This window comes from Pseudomonas sp. S11P7 (assembly GCF_023195435.1).
GTDB classification, from domain to species: domain Bacteria; phylum Pseudomonadota; class Gammaproteobacteria; order Pseudomonadales; family Pseudomonadaceae; genus Aquipseudomonas; species Aquipseudomonas fluorescens_G.
On the sequence record NZ_JALPKS020000002.1, the window covers coordinates 2,789,851 to 2,807,883 of the forward strand.

At 61.1% G+C, this 18,033-nt stretch carries 16 protein-coding genes, 1 pseudogene and 2 riboswitches; of the genes and pseudogenes, 6 read left to right on the top strand and 11 right to left on the bottom strand.

The window, feature by feature from the left end; genetic code table 11:
• Nucleotides 1-27: 27 nt before the first annotated feature.
• The 6 genes from M0746_RS12850 to M0746_RS12875 form a co-directional block, all read right to left on the bottom strand.
• Nucleotides 28-792: an IclR family transcriptional regulator gene (locus tag M0746_RS12850; protein ID WP_258451478.1), complete on the bottom strand. Its 765-nt coding sequence runs from the start codon at nt 790-792 to the stop codon at nt 28-30.
• A gap of 211 nt (nt 793-1,003) precedes the next feature.
• Nucleotides 1,004-1,393, bottom strand: a complete 390-nt coding sequence (locus M0746_RS12855) for a RidA family protein (protein WP_258449438.1) — start codon at nt 1,391-1,393, stop codon at nt 1,004-1,006.
• A 29-nt stretch (nt 1,394-1,422) separates the two neighbouring features.
• Nucleotides 1,423-2,214: an amino acid ABC transporter ATP-binding protein gene (locus M0746_RS12860; protein ID WP_208937641.1), complete on the bottom strand. Its 792-nt coding sequence runs from the start codon at nt 2,212-2,214 to the stop codon at nt 1,423-1,425.
• Nucleotides 2,211-2,873, bottom strand: a complete 663-nt coding sequence (locus M0746_RS12865) for an amino acid ABC transporter permease (protein WP_258449439.1) — start codon at nt 2,871-2,873, stop codon at nt 2,211-2,213. Before M0746_RS12865 ends, M0746_RS12860 begins: the two co-directional genes overlap by 4 nt.
• A 9-nt stretch (nt 2,874-2,882) precedes the next feature.
• Nucleotides 2,883-3,545 (bottom strand): amino acid ABC transporter permease, encoded by a 663-nt coding sequence (locus M0746_RS12870; protein WP_024012746.1) that lies wholly within the window; start codon nt 3,543-3,545, stop codon nt 2,883-2,885.
• A 51-nt stretch (nt 3,546-3,596) separates the two neighbouring features.
• Nucleotides 3,597-4,445: a transporter substrate-binding domain-containing protein gene (locus tag M0746_RS12875; RefSeq protein WP_258449440.1), complete on the bottom strand. Its 849-nt coding sequence runs from the start codon at nt 4,443-4,445 to the stop codon at nt 3,597-3,599.
• Nucleotides 4,446-4,869: 424 nt separating this feature from the next.
• Between M0746_RS12875 and M0746_RS12880 the strand changes: the two genes are divergently transcribed.
• The 3 genes from M0746_RS12880 (at nt 4,870) to M0746_RS12890 (ending at nt 7,035) form a co-directional block, all read left to right on the top strand.
• Nucleotides 4,870-5,274 carry a hypothetical protein gene (locus M0746_RS12880; RefSeq protein ID WP_258449441.1) on the top strand — a complete coding sequence of 135 codons (405 nt, stop codon included), beginning with the start codon at nt 4,870-4,872 and terminating at the stop codon, nt 5,272-5,274.
• Between the two features lie 91 nt (nt 5,275-5,365).
• Nucleotides 5,366-5,800, top strand: coding sequence for a thioredoxin domain-containing protein (locus tag M0746_RS12885; RefSeq protein WP_258449442.1), 435 nt, complete (start codon nt 5,366-5,368; stop codon nt 5,798-5,800).
• 158 nt (nt 5,801-5,958) lie between these two features.
• Nucleotides 5,959-7,035, top strand: a complete 1,077-nt coding sequence (locus M0746_RS12890) for a GGDEF domain-containing protein (RefSeq protein WP_258449443.1) — start codon at nt 5,959-5,961, stop codon at nt 7,033-7,035.
• A gap of 138 nt (nt 7,036-7,173) precedes the next feature.
• Here M0746_RS12890 and M0746_RS12895 read toward each other — a convergent pair whose 3' ends face one another.
• From M0746_RS12895 to cobW, 5 genes and pseudogenes are all read right to left on the bottom strand, one after another.
• Nucleotides 7,174-8,733 carry a TerC family protein gene (locus tag M0746_RS12895; RefSeq protein WP_258449444.1) on the bottom strand — a complete coding sequence of 520 codons (1,560 nt, stop codon included), beginning with the start codon at nt 8,731-8,733 and terminating at the stop codon, nt 7,174-7,176.
• 311 nt (nt 8,734-9,044) lie between these two features.
• The gene (locus M0746_RS12900; RefSeq protein ID WP_446731340.1) at nt 9,045-9,707 is read right to left on the bottom strand and encodes a vWA domain-containing protein; all 663 of its coding nucleotides are present in this window, start codon (nt 9,705-9,707) and stop codon (nt 9,045-9,047) included.
• Between the two features lie 4 nt (nt 9,708-9,711).
• A pseudogene (locus M0746_RS12905) lies at nt 9,712-10,719 on the bottom strand (ATP-binding protein); the annotation flags it as partial.
• A 303-nt stretch (nt 10,720-11,022) separates the two neighbouring features.
• Nucleotides 11,023-14,871: a cobaltochelatase subunit CobN gene (gene cobN / locus M0746_RS12910; RefSeq protein ID WP_258449446.1), complete on the bottom strand. Its 3,849-nt coding sequence runs from the start codon at nt 14,869-14,871 to the stop codon at nt 11,023-11,025.
• 3 nt (nt 14,872-14,874) lie between these two features.
• Nucleotides 14,875-15,945, bottom strand: a complete 1,071-nt coding sequence (cobW, locus tag M0746_RS12915; RefSeq protein WP_258449447.1) for a cobalamin biosynthesis protein CobW — start codon at nt 15,943-15,945, stop codon at nt 14,875-14,877.
• A gap of 100 nt (nt 15,946-16,045) precedes the next feature.
• Nucleotides 16,046-16,257: riboswitch (cobalamin riboswitch) on the bottom strand.
• Nucleotides 16,258-16,341: 84 nt separating this feature from the next.
• Nucleotides 16,342-16,563: riboswitch (cobalamin riboswitch) on the top strand.
• Nucleotides 16,564-16,680: 117 nt separating this feature from the next.
• Between cobW and M0746_RS12920 the strand changes: the two genes are divergently transcribed.
• The 3 genes from M0746_RS12920 to M0746_RS12930 are packed head-to-tail and all read left to right on the top strand — an operon-like array spanning nt 16,681 to nt 18,000.
• Nucleotides 16,681-16,878 carry a CbtB domain-containing protein gene (locus M0746_RS12920; RefSeq protein WP_208937650.1) on the top strand — a complete coding sequence of 66 codons (198 nt, stop codon included), beginning with the start codon at nt 16,681-16,683 and terminating at the stop codon, nt 16,876-16,878.
• A 10-nt stretch (nt 16,879-16,888) separates the two neighbouring features.
• The gene (locus M0746_RS12925) at nt 16,889-17,590 is read left to right on the top strand and encodes a CbtA family protein (RefSeq protein WP_258449448.1); all 702 of its coding nucleotides are present in this window, start codon (nt 16,889-16,891) and stop codon (nt 17,588-17,590) included.
• Nucleotides 17,587-18,000: a cobalamin biosynthesis protein gene (locus tag M0746_RS12930; protein WP_208937652.1), complete on the top strand. Its 414-nt coding sequence runs from the start codon at nt 17,587-17,589 to the stop codon at nt 17,998-18,000. Before M0746_RS12925 ends, M0746_RS12930 begins: the two co-directional genes overlap by 4 nt.
• Nucleotides 18,001-18,033 lie beyond the last annotated feature (33 nt).

The window sequence follows — 18,033 nt, forward strand, 5'->3', positions numbered from 1 at the left end:
CGTTGTCGCGGCCGCAGGCAGCCGCGTTTATTCGTTGATGCGCCGGGCGAGGCTGTTGGCGCTCTCGATCAGTACCCGGCGATAGTCGTTGTAATGGGTTTTCGCGTCGGCCCGTGGCGCGACGATACACAAGGTACAAATCGCCACGCCTTGCGGGTCTTTGACCGGCGCGGCGAAGCAATGGGTGAAGGTGTCGGCGACACTGTCGAAGGAGAAGAAACCGTCGATGCCGGCCTGACGGATCTCCGCCAGAAAGCGCTCCAGCGGCAGACGTTCGCCGTCGGGCAGGATGTAGTCGTCTTCGTCGATCAGGTCGATGATCTGCTGGTCGCTCAGGTGCCCCAGCAGCAGGCGCCCGGAGGCTGTCCACGGGATCGGCGCGTTTTCGCCAATGTCGGAAGAAATGCGGAAATGCCGCTCACCCTCCTTCATTAGCGCCACCGTATATTTGCGCCCGTTGAGCAGGCACATCTGCGCGGTTTCGCGGGTCTGGCTGACAATCTCCTGCAAGGCGTGATCGGCCTCGCGGCTGAGGTCGAAATGGCGCAGATGCGCCTGGCCGAGAAAGTACAGCTGCCGGCCCAAATAGACATGACCGTCCTTGCCCACCGGCTCGAGAATCCGGCGCTCGAGTAACGAGGCAACCAGTTCGTAGACCGTGGATTTCGGGCTGCCGATGCCGTTGGCGATGTCGTTCGGGCGCAGCGGCTGGCCGATTTCCTTGAGGAAATCGAGAATATCGAACGCCCGGTCCAGACCGCGAGCCCGGCGCTTGATGGTGTCTTCGGTCATATCAGTGGTTCCCATTCAAAGTCGCCGGATGGTAACTGGCCCTTGGTGTCGTGTCAGCGGCATTGCTGCCCTCACCCCCCGCCCTCTCCCGGAGGGAGAGGGAGCCTGATCGTATCGATGCACATGTTGTGGTTAGCCGACAAAACCTGCATCGACAGCGATCAGTCCCCTCTCCCTCCGGGAGAGGGCTAGGGTGAGGGGAAGCCATCACTCAGGCCTTCTTCCTGTACGCGATACAGTCAATCTCAACCTTGCAATCGACCATCATGCTCGCCTGCACACAGGCCCGCGCCGGGGCGTGTTCGGGCTTGAAGTATTCGCCGAAGACCTTGTTGAAGCTGCTGAAATCCCGCGGATCGTCCAGCCACACCCCGACCCGCACCACATCTTCCAGCCCATAACCGGCCTTGGTGAGAATCGCGATCAGGTTTTTCATGGTCTGGTGAGTCTGCTCGACGATGCCGCCAACGATGATCTCGCCCTCCACCGCTGGCACCTGACCGGAGACGTGCAGCCAGCCATCCGCTTCGACTGCGCGCGCGAAGGGACGCGGCTGACCGCCGGCGGCAGTGCTGCCGGTGCCATAACGAGTAATGCTCATGGGTGTTTCTCCTGATTACAAAACAAAAATTAGAACCGCGTGCTTTTCAAGAACTCGGCCAGACGCGGTGACTGCGGGCGCTCGAACAGCTCCTTGGGAGGCCCCTGCTCTTCGATCCGCCCCTGATTCATGAACACGATCTTGTCCGAGACCTCGAAGGCGAAGCGCATCTCGTGGGTCACCAGCAACATGGTCATGCCGTCTTCGGCCAGGCCCTTGATCACGTTGAGCACTTCGCCGACCAGTTCCGGGTCGAGGGCCGAGGTGACTTCGTCAAACAGCATCAGGCTCGGGTTCATCGCAATCGCCCGGGCAATCGCCACGCGCTGTTGCTGACCGCCGGACAACTGGCCGGGAAAGTGATTGCGCCGCTCCAGCAGGCCGACGCGCTCCAGCCATTTCTCGGCGAGTACCACGGCTTCGTCCTTGTGCATCTTTTTCACCTTGAGCAAGCCCAGGGTGACGTTCTGCAACGCGGTCAGATGCGGGAACAGATTGAATTGCTGGAACGCCATGCCGGTCATCGCGCGATGCCGGGCGATGACCTTTTCCGCGTGACGCACGCGCTTGCCGTTGACCTCGTCATAACCGATCGATTCACCGTCGAGCAGAATCTGCCCGCCTTGAAATTCTTCGAGCATGTTCACGCAGCGCAGCAGTGTGGTCTTGCCCGAACCGCTGGAGCCGATCAGCGTTACGACATTGCCGCGCTGCATGCTCAGGTCGACACCTTTGAGCACTTCGACCGCGCCGTACTGTTTGTGCAGGCCGCGAATGTCCAGCAGCGCCTGATCCTGTGGGGAAACTTGAGCTTGAGTCATGGCAAGGCCACCCGCTTTTCAATGTGCCGGCCGAGTAATTCGATGCCGAAGTTGATGACGAAGAACAGAAAACCGGCGAACAGATAGAATTCCAGGGTCATGAAATTCCGGGCAATCACCTGCTGCGTACTGAGCAGCAACTCGGCCACGCCGATCACCGAGAGCAAGGTCGAGGCCTTGACGATTTCGGTGGACGAGTTGACCCAGGTCGGCAGGATCTGCCGCAATGCCTGAGGCAACAGCACGTAACCGAGGGATTGGTAAAACGTCAGGCCGATGGCTTTGCCCGCTTCCATCTGCCCGCGTGGCAACGCCTGCAGCGCGCCGCGAACAATCTCGGCGACGTGCGAGCCGCAAAACAGCGTCAGCCCCAACGCACCGGCCTGAAATGCGCTGATCTGCCAACCCAGCGCCGGCGCCATGTAGAAGCAGGCCAATACCAATACAAACACCGGCGTACCGCGAATCAGATCAACGTAAAAACGAAATGGCGCACGCATCCAGAAGCGCCCGTAAGTCAGCACCAATCCGGCGACAACGCCGAGCAAGGTGCCGAGTAAAATCGCCAATGCCGACACTTGCACGCTGGTCAGAAAACCTTGGAAAAGCGGCTCTCGGGCAACCCACAATTCATGCAGCCAACTGGGTGATTCGTACATCGCAAGCTCCTATCGGCGGATCGCCAGACGCTGCTCGAGATAACGCAGCAGCATGGCAATGAGGTAACAGGCCGCGACATACAACGCCGTGGTCACCAGCCAGGTTTCGATCACCCGGTAGCTTTCGACGTTGATCTTGCGCGCGTAATAGGTCAGCTCCGGCACCGCAATCGCAGCCGCCAGCGAGGTGTCCTTGAACAGCGAGATAAAGTTGTTCGACAGCGCCGGCAAGACGTTGCGCAGCATCACCGGCACGGTGACGTAAGCCTTGACCTGCCACTCGCCCAGCCCGATCGCCAGCCCGGCTTCGCGCTGGCCTTTGGGAATGCTCAGCAAGCCGCCACGAAACACTTCGGTCAGATACGCGCCGGCGTACAACGACAGCGTGATGATGAACGAGGGAATCTTGTCCAGCCGGATGCCGAGGCTCGGCAGGGCAAAGTAGATCAACAGGATCAACACCAGAATCGGCGTATTGCGCACCACCGTGACGTACACCGAGGCCAGCACCCGCAACGCGCGATGCTTCGACAGCAAGGCAAACGCCATCAGCAGGCCGATCACGCAACCGATGGCGATCGACACCAGCGCCAGTTGCAGGCCCAGACCGAGACCTGCCAGCAAGGTGTCGAAATCGCGCCACACGGCGGCAAAGTTCAACTGATAGTTCATGGTCAGCAGTACCTTGAGCGAGGCGACGGCAATCGCCCCGCTCTCACGGGATCATTTGAATTCGACAGGGAAACCGATGGCCGGCGACGGCAGATCAACGCCAAACCACTGCTTGAAAGACGCGGCGTAGGTCGGGAATTCAACCCCGGTCATGGCTTCGTGCAGCGCGGTGTTGACGAAGTTCAGCCAGTCCTCATCGCCACGTTTCACCGCGCAGGCGTAGGTCTGCGGGCTCCAGGCGTACGCCGGGCTGCGATAGCGGCCAGGGTTCTGCACCATCAGGTATTTGACCGAAGACTGATCGGTGGCCGCCGCGTCGGCACGGCCAGAGTTCACTGCCTGATACATCAGATCGACGCTGTCGTACTGGTCGACCTTGGCTTTGGGCAACGCCTGATGCACCAGTTCCTCGGCGTAGACGTTTTGCAGCACAGCAACGGTGACGTCGTCGCCCGCCGCTTGCAGGTCTTCGATTTCCTTGTACTTGCTGTTGTTCGGCAACAACAGGCCAACACCTTCGCGGTAGTACGGCAAGGTGAACGCCACTTGCTGCGCACGGCTGGCGGTAACGGTGATGAACTGGCAGCTCATGTCGACCTTGTCGGTGAGCAGATTGGGGATCCGCGCATCCGACGACTGCACGACGAACTCGACCTTGCTCGGGTCGTTGAACAGACCTTTGGCCACCATCCTGGCGATATCGATATCGAAGCCCTGCAACTTGCCGTCAGCACCCTGAAAGTGCCACGGCGCATTGGTGCTCCCCGTGCCGACAATCAATTTGCCGCGAGCCAGGACACTGTCGAGCTTGCTCTCGGCAGCCTGGGCCAGGCCCATCACGGTGGATGAAGCTGCAAGAACGAAAACACACGCTTTGAACAACGAAGGACGGCGATGCATGGCAAGCACTCCAGAATGGTGTTTATTCCGCTATACCGGAACACGGTTTGTTACTACGGAATAGACAGCAGAAAGTGTGCCATAGCTTTGGCAACAAAACCCAGGTCTTCAGAAACATTAATCGGTTCAACAAGTTAGCTCGCGGATCTGCGCGAGACTATTGCCGGTAGAGATTTGAGCTTCGCTACTTAAGGCAACCGATTGGGAAGTAACGTCACATTCAAGGGCATGTGCGCGACCGATTGATGCACAGATAAAGCAGTGAATCGGCGTTGGAAAATGGCTTGACCGTAAGTGACCGCTCATCGGATTTGCCGCTCGACCTGTCAGAGTTGACAGTTGTCGACCGGTGAATTGAAAGGCCTACTGGTTTGGACCAAACGGGTCAAGAACCGAACTTGCAATCTCAATAAGGACTTTTGAAATGGCCAATCTGATTAAAAATGGTGATTTTGCGAATCAAGGCGATCACTGGACAGCAACAACCCCGAATAACGTCAGTTACGTAAATGGTCTCTGCATCATCGCGCCTCCTGACTCCATCAGTCAGGACGTTCTCCTAGGCAGTGAGGGCGGCGGTAAATTCATGATCTCGGCAAGAATGAAAACACTGCCTGGCTATGCGGGTCGCATCACTGTGCAACCACTTCCGACAGGCAACCCGGTTCAACTTACCGTCGCAGGTAATCAAGCCTGGACGATCAAGTTCCAAGAGTTCGACGCCCCTCTCGCGACACTCAAGTTCACGGTGAAGGTAGAATGCGATGACGGTACGTTTGATGAACTTGGCTCTTATTTCAGCGATGTAACGCTATCCAAGCTGCTCTAAGCCAAAACTCTTGAAAGCGAGCTTTCATCTCGTGACGGCTCGCTTTCTCCGTGAACGCATCACCACTGCATTCCGAAAAAGGGAGTTTCCAATGGACTCGACAACCCCTTTCGCCGTCTTGCCGGCCACCTACCGCAAAGCCCTGAAAACCTGGCGTCCAGTCATTCTGTATTTCGCCAACGAGCACTGCCCCGCGTGCGAATGGGCCGGGCCGATTTTTCGCCAGACTGCCGAACCCTACCGCCACCGTGCCAACGTTTACATGCTCGACACCCGTCAGTCGCCGCGCCATCCGCTGGTCACCGGCACACCCACGGTGCTGTTCTACAAGGATGGCAAGTTGCTGAAAAAGCTGAAGGGCATCGGAACCGAAGAGACGCTTGCAAAGGACTTTGCCCGGCATGTCGGCAAGACCAAGGCGCCAGCCGCAGCGGCGCGTAAGCCTGAGCATGATCTGGTCTGGTTGCGCCGGGCGCTGCGGTCGTTGTGTATGGTTGATCGTGCCCGTCACCGGCTGATCGGATAAGCGGGAAGCTCACTCGCGCCGTACAGCACTGACAAACGTGCACACGAACCGGGATTGGACAACTGCCCATCCGACTGCTTTGCTCTTGAGCGAACACGCAGCGCTACAGCCTTTAGGGGCGTGTGGCCGCTGCCAACAAAACGAGCAGCAGGACAAGCATGTTCGAAACCCTGGAAGCGCAGGCTCTGAAGGAAAGCGCATCGGCGCCGTTGAAGAACGAGTTTCTTCAGCGAGAGTTCGAGCGGCTGAAACCCTTCAGTCTGTTGATTTACGTCGTCAACATTTTCATGTGGCTGCTGTTCGACCTGATTGTCAGCTTCCTGGGGGGACAAGGCTTCACCTGGCGCTCGATGGTTTTTCTTGGCGCCTTCGGTGTTTTGACGCTGGTCCTCGCGTTTACCCGCAAAGCTGCACATTTCGATGTACTGACCGTGCTGTTGGCGCTGGGCCTGACAGTGGGTGTGCGGATGATCGTCGACGGTCTGCCCCCAGCGGAGCACAGTTCGTGGCTGATGCTCGCCACTGCGAGCCTGCTGTACAGCGTTTCGGTATTGCCGTTGCGGCGCTGGGCGTTTCTCGCCGTGCAGGTCGTTATCTGGCTGGTCCTTAACCCATTCCTCAGTACCAGCACCGAACTGAATGAACTGCGCGGGGTATTGACGGCCTGCTACAGCGTGTTCCTCTGCGCGCTGACCCTGTACGCGTTTTTGAAATTTCGCGAGGCGCGGTTCAGCAACTACATCATGTCCAGGTTGTTGCTGGATCAGGCGTACAACGATCCGTTGACGCAGATTCCCAACCGCCGCGCCTTCATGACGCACGCGCAGCAACGCCTGCAAGCAACACCGCGGGAACACGATCATTTCCTGATGATGATCGACATCGACAATTTCAAGAAGGTCAACGACACCTATGGCCACGACATTGGCGACGAAGTACTCAAGCGCGTCGCCGCTGATATCAAAACCGTGATGGCCGCATTCGACTATGCGCGCCTGGGGGGTGAAGAGTTCGCGATTTATCTGCCGGCTGTACGGCGCGATGATGCTGCCGGGCTTGCCACCGAGCTGTGCCGATTGGTTCGGGAACAGCCTGCCGAGCATCCGGTCACGATCAGCATCGGCATTACCCGGGTTGAAGAAGGCGACACGTTGAATCAGGCTTTGATCAAGGCTGATGCGGCGTTGTATGAGTCAAAGCATACCGGCAAGGACCGGTACACCTTTCATTCATGACAGCTGCGTCGCCTGGCCGATCGCCATCGCTGGCAAGCCAGCTCCCACATGCGCACGGTATTCGATCTGAAGCAAACACAAGACCTGTGGGAGCCAGCCTGCTGGCGATGACGGAGGGTCAGGCAATGACCATCGCAATCATGCAGCCGCGCGCTCCAGCAACACTCGCGTGACGCGTCGCTCTTCCACCGCCTTCACCGTCAAATGCCAACCTTCGTATGCCAGCCGGTCGCCCTTCATCGGCAAGCGATCCAGCAGACTCATCACCAACCCGGCCATGGTTTGATAATCCTCGGTCGGCTCGGCCGCGAACCCGGTACGTTGGCGCACTCGGGCCAGTGGTAGCGCACCGCTGACCAGAAAACCGCCCTGCTCCTCCAGCACGTCCGGGCCTTCGATCTCGCTGGCGTCGGGCAGCTCACCGGCAATCGATTCGAGAATATCGGTCATGGTCAGCACGCCGACAAAATCACCGAATTCGTTGACCACGAACGCGATGTGCGTCGAAGCGGCGCGCATCTGTTCCAGTGCATTGAGGATCGAATAGCTGTCGAGCAGGTTGACGGTCTGGCGCGCCAGTTGCTCCAGGTTCGGCTCGGCGCCGGCCAGATAGTCCTTGAGCAGTTCCTTCTTGTGCACAAAGCCCAGCGGCTCATCCACTGCGCCGTTGCGTATCAGCGGCAAGCGCGAGTAGGACGAATGCATCAACTTCGTGCGAATCGTCTCCGCGTCATCGGCCAGATCAATCGCGTCGACATCGGCGCGGACCGTCATCAACTGGCGAATCGGTCGCTCGGCCAGTTGCAGCACGCCGCTGATCATCACCCGCTCGCGACGGTCGAACAGCTCGGCACTCGGCGCGTCACCGTTGTCGAGCAGGTCGGAGATTTCTTCACCGACCTCTTCCGCGGCCAGAGTGCGACCGCCTAGCAAGCGCAACACCGCATGGGCCGTGCGCTCACGCAGCGGGCGCAGGCCCTGCATCGAGCGTTTGCGGCGCGCCCGGGCAATCTGGTTGAACACCTCGATCAGGATCGAGAAACCGATGGCCGCATACAGGTAACCCTTCGGAATATGGAACCCCAGACCTTCGGCGGTCAGGGCGAAACCGATCATCATCAGAAAGCCCAGGCACAGCATGATCACCGTCGGGTGCGCATTGACGAAACGGGTCAGCGGCTTGCTGGCGACGATCATCAGACCGATGGAAATGATCACCGCGATCATCATCACCGCCAGTTCATCGACCATGCCCACCGCCGTAATCACCGCATCGAGCGAGAACACCGCGTCCAGCACCACGATCTGCGCAACGATGGGCCAGAACAGCGCGTACGCCGCGTTGGTGGTGCGTTCACCGACATGGCCTTCGAGCCGTTCGTGCAATTCCATGGTGGCCTTGAACAGCAGGAACACGCCGCCAAACAGCATGATCAGGTCACGCCCGGAGAAGCTTTTGCCCAATACCTCAAACAGCGGCTGCGTCAGCGTGACCAGCCAGGAAATGCTCGCCAGCAGCCCCAGACGCATGATCAACGCCAGCGACAGGCCGATGATTCGTGCGCGGTCGCGCTGATGCGGCGGCAGTTTATCCGCGAGAATCGCGATGAACACCAGGTTGTCGATGCCCAGCACCAGCTCCAGCACGATCAATGTCAACAAGCCCAACCAGGCCGTGGGATCCGCTAACCATTCCATAAAACGTCTCGATCTCTCTCAGTGAATTCAGGCTGCCAGACACGACAAAGCGCAACGCGAAGGCTCAAGAGCCGCATTGGCAACGATAGTTGGTAGTCGAAAAACCGGATGCTGCGCGAGCATCAAGACCGCGCCGTGGCGCGAGGAGACGGGAAAACCGGGGGGCTCCGACAGGGTGTTCATGCAAATCCTGAATGAAAAATGGCCTTGGAGCGTACAACTTCGAGACACATTTCCCCCAGTGGCAAATCATTTCAAGATCTGTACGAATGAGCTGACGGCCGTACGCGAGCGGGCTCACCAAGCGGCCGTCAATGCGCAGCCAGCTCATCGATGTGCCGATAGTCGGCGCCCAGCGCTTCGGCAAGTACCTGCGCCCGGCCCAGGCGAATCGGTCCGCGCTCGATATCCACCAGCAATCCCGGGCAGTCCAGCGTTGGCAGTCCGGAGCAATGCTTCAAACGCCCGTCCGTTATCACCAGCAATCGCTGCTGTTCGGCCGGAAAACGCTTGCGCCGTTGCCCCAGCCATTGCTGCGCCTGCAGCAGCGCCGCGAGCAACGGCGTGCCACCACCGGCCCCCAATGCTTGCAGCCACGCTTGCAAGCCGCTGGAGGCTTTGAGTCCCTGCACTTGCCATTTCGGCGTAGAACCACTGGCGGTCAACAAAGCGAGCCGCGCGCGCTGGCGGTAGGCATCGTCGAACAATTGCGCGAGCAGACCTTTGGCATCGCTCAGCGCCTGATGACGTCGAGTCGAAGCCGAGGCGTCGACGATCACCAGCCACAATTCATGGGGCGAGCGGGTGCGCAGTTGAAACAGCAGATCTTCGCGTAGCCGGGGCCGTCCGTTGAGCAACGTACCCGGCCAGTTCACCGAGCCACTGCTGGCGCTCTGGCGTTTCCCTAGACGTCCATTGTCGAGCCGTCCGGCGCGGGGTCTGGCATTCGCCCCCGCGTCGGATCGGGGGCGAATGCCTAGGGCTTTTTGGCCAGACGGGCACTTCTCGTCGAGTGCCGGTGGCGAGCGCGGGCGCTGGCATATCGCCCCACTGCCCCTGCCCTTCGTTCGCCGTGTTCTGTGCATGACTGGGCGCCTGCGGCGGTTGTTGTGGCTGTTGCGGGCTCGGCGCCGACGGTTCGCGACGGCGATGGCGCAGGGCAAATTCGGCCACGGCATCGATATCTTCCTCGCCAATCTGCGTCGCCCCACGCCATGCCGCGTGAGCGCGGGCTGCGCGCAGCCACACCAGATCCGCGCGCAAACCATCCACGCCAGCGGCGAAACAACGCTCGGTAATCTGCGCCAGCGCGGCATCGTCCAGGTCAATATCGGCCAGCGCAATCCGCGCGCTTTCGCAGCGCTCACGCAGGTTCTGCTGTGCGGCGGCCCAATGCGCGCAGAACGCTTGCGGATCGCTGTCGAAATCCAGCCGCCGACGGATGATCTGGCCGCGCTCGGTCGGTTGCGTGTGGCCACTGAGGGCGACGTTCAGACCGAACCGATCAAGCAGCTGCGGGCGCAACTCGCCCTCTTCCGGGTTCATCGTGCCGATCAGGACAAATTTTGCTGAATGACGATGGGAAATCCCGTCACGTTCGATCAGGTTGGTGCCGCTGGCGGCGACGTCGAGGAGCAGGTCGACCAGGTGATCGGGCAACAGATTGACTTCATCGACATAGAGCACGCCGCCGTCAGCCTTGGCCAGCACGCCGGGGGAAAACTGCGCGCGCCCGTCGCTGAGGGCAGCGTCCAGATCGAGGGTGCCGACCAGACGTTCTTCGGTCGCGCCCAGGGGCAAGGTGACGAACTGGCCGCTGGCGAGCAAGTCCGCAAGGCCGCGGGCCAGGGTCGATTTGGCCATGCCGCGCGGGCCTTCGATCAGCACGCCGCCGATTTTCGGGTCGATGGCGGTGAGGCACAGGGCGAGCTTGAGGTCATCGGCGCCGACCACGGCGGAGAGGGGAAAATGTGGAGTGTCGGTCATTGGTGGGGTCTCTGGCGTGGTCGTGGGTGTTCTTTAATGTTTTGGGGTGTCATTTTAAAGCCCCTCACCCTAGCCCTCTCCCAAAGGGAGAGGGAACTGATTCGGGTGTTCTGCAATTTGCGGGGTGTCATTTAAAAGCCCCTCACCCTAGCCCTCTCCCAGAGGGAGAGGGAACTGATTGAGGTGATCTTTCGAATCTCGCCGACCTGATACTCCGAGTCGAATACCCATTCCGAAAACGACGCAGATCGGCTTCCTCTCCCTCCGGGAGAGGGCTGGGGTGAGGGCTGGCCTTCAGAGGCGCTATCCATCTTCCTCGATATCCAGCAACAAATTCTCCAGCGCTTCCTTATAAGCCCCCGGCTCCTGCCACATGCCGCGCTGCTGCGCTCCGAGCATGCGCTCGGTCATGTCGCGCAGCGCATGCGGATTGTGCTCGCGGACGAACTCCCGCGTCTGCGGATCAAGCAGATAGGCGTCGGCCAGCAGCGCATATTGATGATCATCGATCAATTGCGTGGTCGCGTCGAAGGCAAACAGATTGTCGACCGTTGCGGCCATCTCGAACGCGCCTTTATAGCCGTGGCGCTTGACCCCGTCGATCCATTTCGGATTGGCCGCGCGTGAACGGATCACCCGGTTCAGCTCTTCTTTCAGGGTGCGAATTTTCGGCAAATCGGGTTGGCTATGATCGCCGTGATAACTCGCCGCCGCTTGCCCGCTCAGGCTTTCCACGGCGGCGAGCATGCCGCCCTGGAACTGGTAGTAATCGTTGGAGTCGAGCAAGTCATGCTCGCGATTGTCCTGATTCTGCAGCACCGCCTGCACCTGACTCAGACGCTGGACGAACTGTTCGCGGGCGGCGGTACCCTCGTCGGCGCCGCCATAGGCGTAAGCGCCCCAGTTCAGATAAACCTCGGCGAGGTCTTCGCGGCTCTGCCACAGACGACCGTCGATAGCACCCTGCACGCCAGCGCCGTAAGCACCCGGTTTGGCGCCGAAAATGCGCCAGCCGGCCTGGCGCCGCGCGGTGTCTTCGTCGACGCCGGACTGACGCAGCGCTTCGCGCTCGGCGCGCACTTTCGCCGCCAGCGGATTGAGGTCATCCGGCTCGTCCAGCGCTGCGACCGCTTGCACGGCGGCGTCGAACAAGCGAATCAGGTTGGCAAACGCATCGCGGAAAAATCCCGAGACGCGCAACGTCACATCGACGCGAGGGCGATCCAGCAGGCTGAGCGGCAGAATCTCGAAATCATCGACGCGCTGACTGCCGGTGGCCCACACCGGGCGCACGCCCATCAATGCCATGGCCTGGGCAATGTCGTCACCGCCGGTGCGCATGGTCGCAGTGCCCCAGACCGACAGCCCGAGCTGACGCAGGTGATCGCCGTGATCCTGCAAGTGCCGTTCGAGAATCAAGGTCGCCGACTGGAAACCGATGCGCCACGCCGTGGTGGTCGGCAAATTGCGCACGTCCACCGAATAGAAATTGCGTCCGGTCGGCAGCACGTCGAGACGCCCGCGACTGGGCGCGCCGCTCGGGCCGGCGGGGACGAAACGGCCGCTGAGGGCGTCGAGCAGACCGCGCATTTCTGCCACGCCGCAGGCGTCGAGGCGTGGGGCGATGACCTCACGCAAATGCTCGATGATTGCCCCAACCTCAGCCCACCCGGACCCCTGTGGGAGCGAGCCTGCTCGCGAAAGCGGCGTGTCATTCAACAATGACTTATCAGACCCGGCGCATTCGCGAGCGGGCTCGCTCCCACAGGAATCCCTCAGGGATTCGAAGATCAGATGTGTGGCAAACAATTCCAGGCGTTCGCGGGTGTCGCCGGCGGTGCGCCAGGCTTCATCGGTGAGGATTTGCAGTTCGTCTGGGCGCGGGCCGGTCCATGGCTCGGCCAGGGCGCAATCCAGCGGGTCGAGCCCCAACTCGAACGCCTTGGCCAGCGCGCGCAACAGGCTCGACTGCGCGCCCTTGCCATCCCCGCGCGGAATCCGCAGCAAGGCCAGCAAGGTATCGATGCGCAAACGCCCGCTCGGCGATTCGCCGAAAATATGCAGGCCATCGCGAATCTGCGATTCCTTCAAATCACACAGATACGTATCCAGACGCGGCAACCAGATCGCCGCATCGGCGTCACTGTCCAGCGCGGCGTCGAGTTGCAGCTCGCGGTCGATCTGCGTGTCGCGCACCAGTTGCAGGATGTCGCGCTGCAATTCCCGGGCGCGGCGCGGGTCGAGCAACTGCGCTTCGTAATACTCGTCGGCGAGCAGTTCGAGATTGCGCAACGGCCCGTAGGTTTCGGCGCGGGTCAGCGGCGGCATCAAGTGATCGATGATCACCGCTTGCGTGCGCCGTTTGGCCTGAGCGCCCTCGCCCGGGTCATTGACGATGAACGGGTAGATATTCGGCAACGGCCCGAGCAATGCGTCCGGCCAGCAATGCTCCGACAGGCCGACGCCTTTGCCCGGCAGCCATTCGAGGTTGCCGTGTTTGCCGACATGGATCACGCCGTGGGCGCCATAGGTGTTGCGCAGCCAGAAATAGAACGCCAGATAAGCGTGCGGCGGGACCAGATCTGGGTCGTGATACACCGCGCTCGGGTCGACCTGATAACCGCGTGCCGGCTGAATGCCGACGAAGGTCAGACCGAAACGCAGACCGGCAATCATCATGCGTCCGTCGCGGCACATCGGGTCGTTGTGCGGCGCGCCCCAACGCGCGATCACGGCGGCGCGATTGGTTTCGGGCAGCGCGTCGAACATTGCCAGATAAGCGTCCATCGCCAGGCTTTGCTGACACGGGCGCAGGTCAATCGTGTCGAGGTCATTGCTGACACCGCCGAGCAATTGCTGGATCAACTCGGTGCCGCTGCCTGGCAACCCGGCCGAAACCGGATAGCCCTCGGCCTGCAACGCACGCAGGATATTCAGCGCCGCCGCTGGCGTGTCGAGGCCGACACCGTTGCCGATGCGCCCGTCGCGGGTCGGGTAGTTGGCGAGGATCAGCGCGATGCGCTTTTCCCCATTCGGCACCCGCGCCAGATCAGTCCAGCGCCGCGCCAGTTCAGCGACAAAATCCATGCGCTCGGGTTGTGCGCGATAACACACCACGTCGGACTGGCTGCGCTCGCTACGCCACGCCAGATCCTTGAAGCTGATCGGCCGGCTGATGATGCGTCCGTCGAGCTCCGGCAAGGCAATGTGCATGGCCAGATCGCGCGGACCAAGGCCTTGCTCGCTGTCGCGCCAGCCGGGCTCGTTGTCCTGGGCGCAGATCGCCTGGATCACCGGGATATTGCGGCGAAACGGTCGCAGGTGCGGCGCTTCGGGGCTGGACTGGGCAAAACCGGTGGTATTGAGGATCACCCCCGCCTCGACTTGGTCCAGCCAATCCTCGACCACCGTCAGGCAGCCGGGTTCTTTCAGACTGGCCACGGCGATGGGCAAAGGATTGAGCCCCGCAGCTTGCATGCGCTGGCAAAACACATCGATGAACGCAGTGTTCGCCGCTTGCAGGTGCGAGCGGTAAAACAGCAGCGCCGCGACCGGTTGTGCGGGCAGCCATTCGGCCTGCCAGTCACTCAGCGTCGCGGTGGTCTTGTTCGGATGATAAATCGCCGTGCGCGGCAGGGCTTGCGGCTCATCCCACGGGTACTCGCGGGCGAACCAGCGATTGCCCAGGCAACGGAAGAAATCCAGCGCATTGCCCAGGCCGCCCTGACGCAAGAACTGCCAGAGACGATCACGATCTGCTGCGCTGACGGTGCTCAAGTCACTCAGTTCAGGATCGGGACGATCGTCGCCCGGCACCAGAATCACTTGCACGCCGCGTTCAGACAGTTCCACGAGACGCTCGACGCCATAGCGCCAATAGGCGATGCCGCCGTGCAGCGAAATCAGAATCACCTTGGCGTGACGCAACACTTCATCGACATACAGATCGACCGAGGCGTGATTCTGCACCTGCATCGGGTTGGCCAGACGCAGGCTCGGGTAGTCCGGCGGCAACTGCTGCGCCGCTTCGGCGAGCAGCGCGAGGCTGGAATCGCCGCTGCACAGGATCACCAGCTCGGCGGGCGTCTGGCCAAGGTCGGCAATGTTGTCATCCGAGACGAAACCGCCGGGTTGGGTCCTGAGCAGGTGCATGGCTTACACGCTGAGCGCGGCGCGCAGTTGCGCTTCGAGTTGCGTCGCATCGAGTTCCTGACCGATCAATACCAGCCGCGTTACGCGCGCTTCGTCGGCGCCCCACTGACGGTCGAAATGTTTGTCAAAGCGCGTACCCACGCCTTGAATCAGCAAGCGCATCGGCTTGTTCGGAATCGCGGCGAAGCCTTTGACGCGCAGGATGCCGTGCTGCACCACCAGTTGCGTCAGCGCGTCGAGCAGCAGGCTTTCGTCGGCTTGCGGCAGTTCGATGGAGATCGAGTCGAAGGCGTCATGGTCGTGGTCATCGTGATCGTCATCACCGTCGTGATGATGGTCGTGGTGACTGTGCCGGCTGTCGATGTGCTCTTCGGAACCGGCGCCGAGGCCGATCAGCACGTCCAGCGGCAGACGGCCGTTGCTGGCTTCAACGATTTTCACCGCAGGTGGCAGCTCTTCGGCGACTTCCAGACGTACACGCGCCAGATCTTCCGGACTGGTCTGGTCGGCCTTGTTGAGAATCACCAGATCGGCGCTGGCCAGTTGGTCGGCGAACAATTCGTGCAGCGGCGATTCGTGATCGAGGTTCGGGTCAAGCTTGCGCTGCGCATCGACCTGATCCGGGAATGCGGCGAAGGTGCCGGCGGCCACGGCCGGGCTGTCGACCACGGTGATCACCGCATCAACGGTGCAGGCGCTGCGGATTTCCGGCCACTGGAAGGCTTGCACCAACGGCTTGGGCAGGGCCAGGCCCGACGTTTCGATGAGGATGTGATCGAGATCGCCGCGTCGTGCGACCAGTTCGCGCATCACCGGGAAGAACTCTTCCTGCACCGTGCAGCACAGGCAGCCGTTGGCCAGTTCGTAAACGCGGCCGCTGGCTTCTTCTTCGGTGCAGCCGATGGTGCATTGCTTGAGGATTTCGCCGTCGATGCCCAGCTCGCCGAACTCATTGACGATCACCGCGATACGCCGGCCCTGGGCGTTGTCGAGCATGTGCCGCAGCAACGTGGTTTTGCCCGAACCGAGGAAACCGGTGACGATGGTGACAGGGAGTTTGGCCAGTGTTTTCATCGGTATGCCCTTTGGCAAGCGGCGGGCATACGGGACGAGAACCGGAAACGCGCAGGCGCGCCGGAAGTATTCGCCACCGGATCACCCCGCCCGGTTGAAAGTGAGAATCTGTGACGAGGCAGGTCTCCTGGCTGACAGTGTTCAGGCGCCGGGCCTGGCGTTCGCTGCGCCTTCCCGCGGGCTCGTGGATTGAGCTGGCAGTGGCGTGGCAGCGAACATCACTGTTCACAGTTGCGGGGGCAGCCGCGGCTTTGACCGCGTTCCCTTCTTAGCTTCGACAGATGTCGAAGAACCTCGAAGGCGCAAGGCTACGCATGGGTTGATGATGGGTCAATGCTTTGGTTTCGTGGATATTCACTCCTGCCCGAAATTGACTCAAACCCACCTACATGCTCTCCTGTGCGCCTTGTTACGGGTGCCCTTCACAGGGTGAAACGGGAAACCGGTGAATCATGTGCTTTACTCAGAGCCATGTCAGTCCGGTGCTGCCCCCGCAACGGTAAGCGAGCGAAGCGTCAAAGCCACTGTGCCAACCCGGCATGGGAAGGTGACGCTTGCAGGTCGGCCAGGCGCCAACCCCTCGTGAGCCCGGAGACCGGCCCGCAACACACAGTGCGCAATCGGCGTCACTGGACATAACAAACCCGCGGTGGGCGGGCGCTGTTCGTACCTCTGCGTGTCCGTCACGCAGGGTCCGCATGCGTTCGACTGCCCCTGACACTATAGGGAAGCGCCATGTCGATCATCAGCAGCACCGCCAGCAAAACGGACAAAATCGCCAGCACCACCACCCTGAGCCAACGCCTGATCGCGGCAGCCTTCGCCTCGATTCTCGGCGCGGGCCTGGTGTATTTCGCCGGTTTTTCGCATATCGAAGCGGTGCACAACGCAGCTCACGATACCCGCCACAGCGCTGCGTTTCCTTGCCACTGAGACCTCCCGAATGATCAAGCGAATTGCGCAAACCGCAGGTTTCAGCGGCCTGCTGGCCGCCCTGCTGCTCACACTGCTGCAAAGCTTCTGGGTCTCACCGCTGATTCTTCAGGCCGAAACCTTTGAAAAATCCGAGCCGGTCGCCGAAGTCCACGAACACGCGGCCGGCACTGCGGCGCACAGCCACGATGGCGACGCCTGGGAGCCTGAGAACGGCTGGCAGCGCGTGGTTTCGACCACAGGTGGCAATCTGGTGGTGGCGGTTGGTTTCGCCCTGATGCTGGCGGGCCTGTACACCCTGCGTGCGCCGCGCTCCACCGCGCAAGGCCTGCTTTGGGGGCTGGCCGGTTATGCCACGTTCGTGCTGGCGCCGACCCTGGGCCTGCCGCCGGAATTGCCGGGCACCGCTGCGGCTGATCTGGCGTCGCGGCAGATGTGGTGGATCGGCACTGCGGCCTCGACCGCCGTCGGCCTGTCGCTGATCGCCTTCAGCCGACACTGGCTGATGAAGCTGCTGGGCGTGGCGATTCTCGCCGTGCCGCATGTGATCGGCGCGCCGCAGCCGCTGGTGCATTCAATGCTCGCGCCCGAAGCGCTGGAAAGCCAATTCAAAATCGCTTCGCAGTTGACCAACGTGGCGTTCTGGCTGGCCCTGGGCCTGATCAGTGCGTGGTTGTTCCGCCGCAACAGCGATGGCCACTATCACGCATGAGCGATGACTGCGCAGCGTCGACGCTGGTGGTCGGCCTCGGCTGCCAGCGCGGCTGTCCGACCAGCACGCTGCGCGCGTTACTCGACCAGGCCTTGCAGGCGCATGGCATTGAGCTCAAGTCGATCAAGGCCTTGGCCAGCATCGATTTGAAGCGCGACGAACCGAGCCTGCAGGAACTGGCCGCGCAACTGGCATTACCCCTGCTGTACTTCAGCAGCGAGGAACTGGCCGGTTACCAGTCCATGCTCAGCCATCAGTCGCAAATCGCTTATGAACGCACCGGCTGCTACGGCGTGGCGGAAAGCGCGGCGCTGGCGCTTGCAGAACAATTGCTACAAGCGCCGGCAAAACTGCTGATCAGCCGACAAAAATACGCTCAGGCAACGCTGGCATTGGCCGGCGCCGCGTAAATCCTGATAATCGCCGCCATCCATCATGAGCAA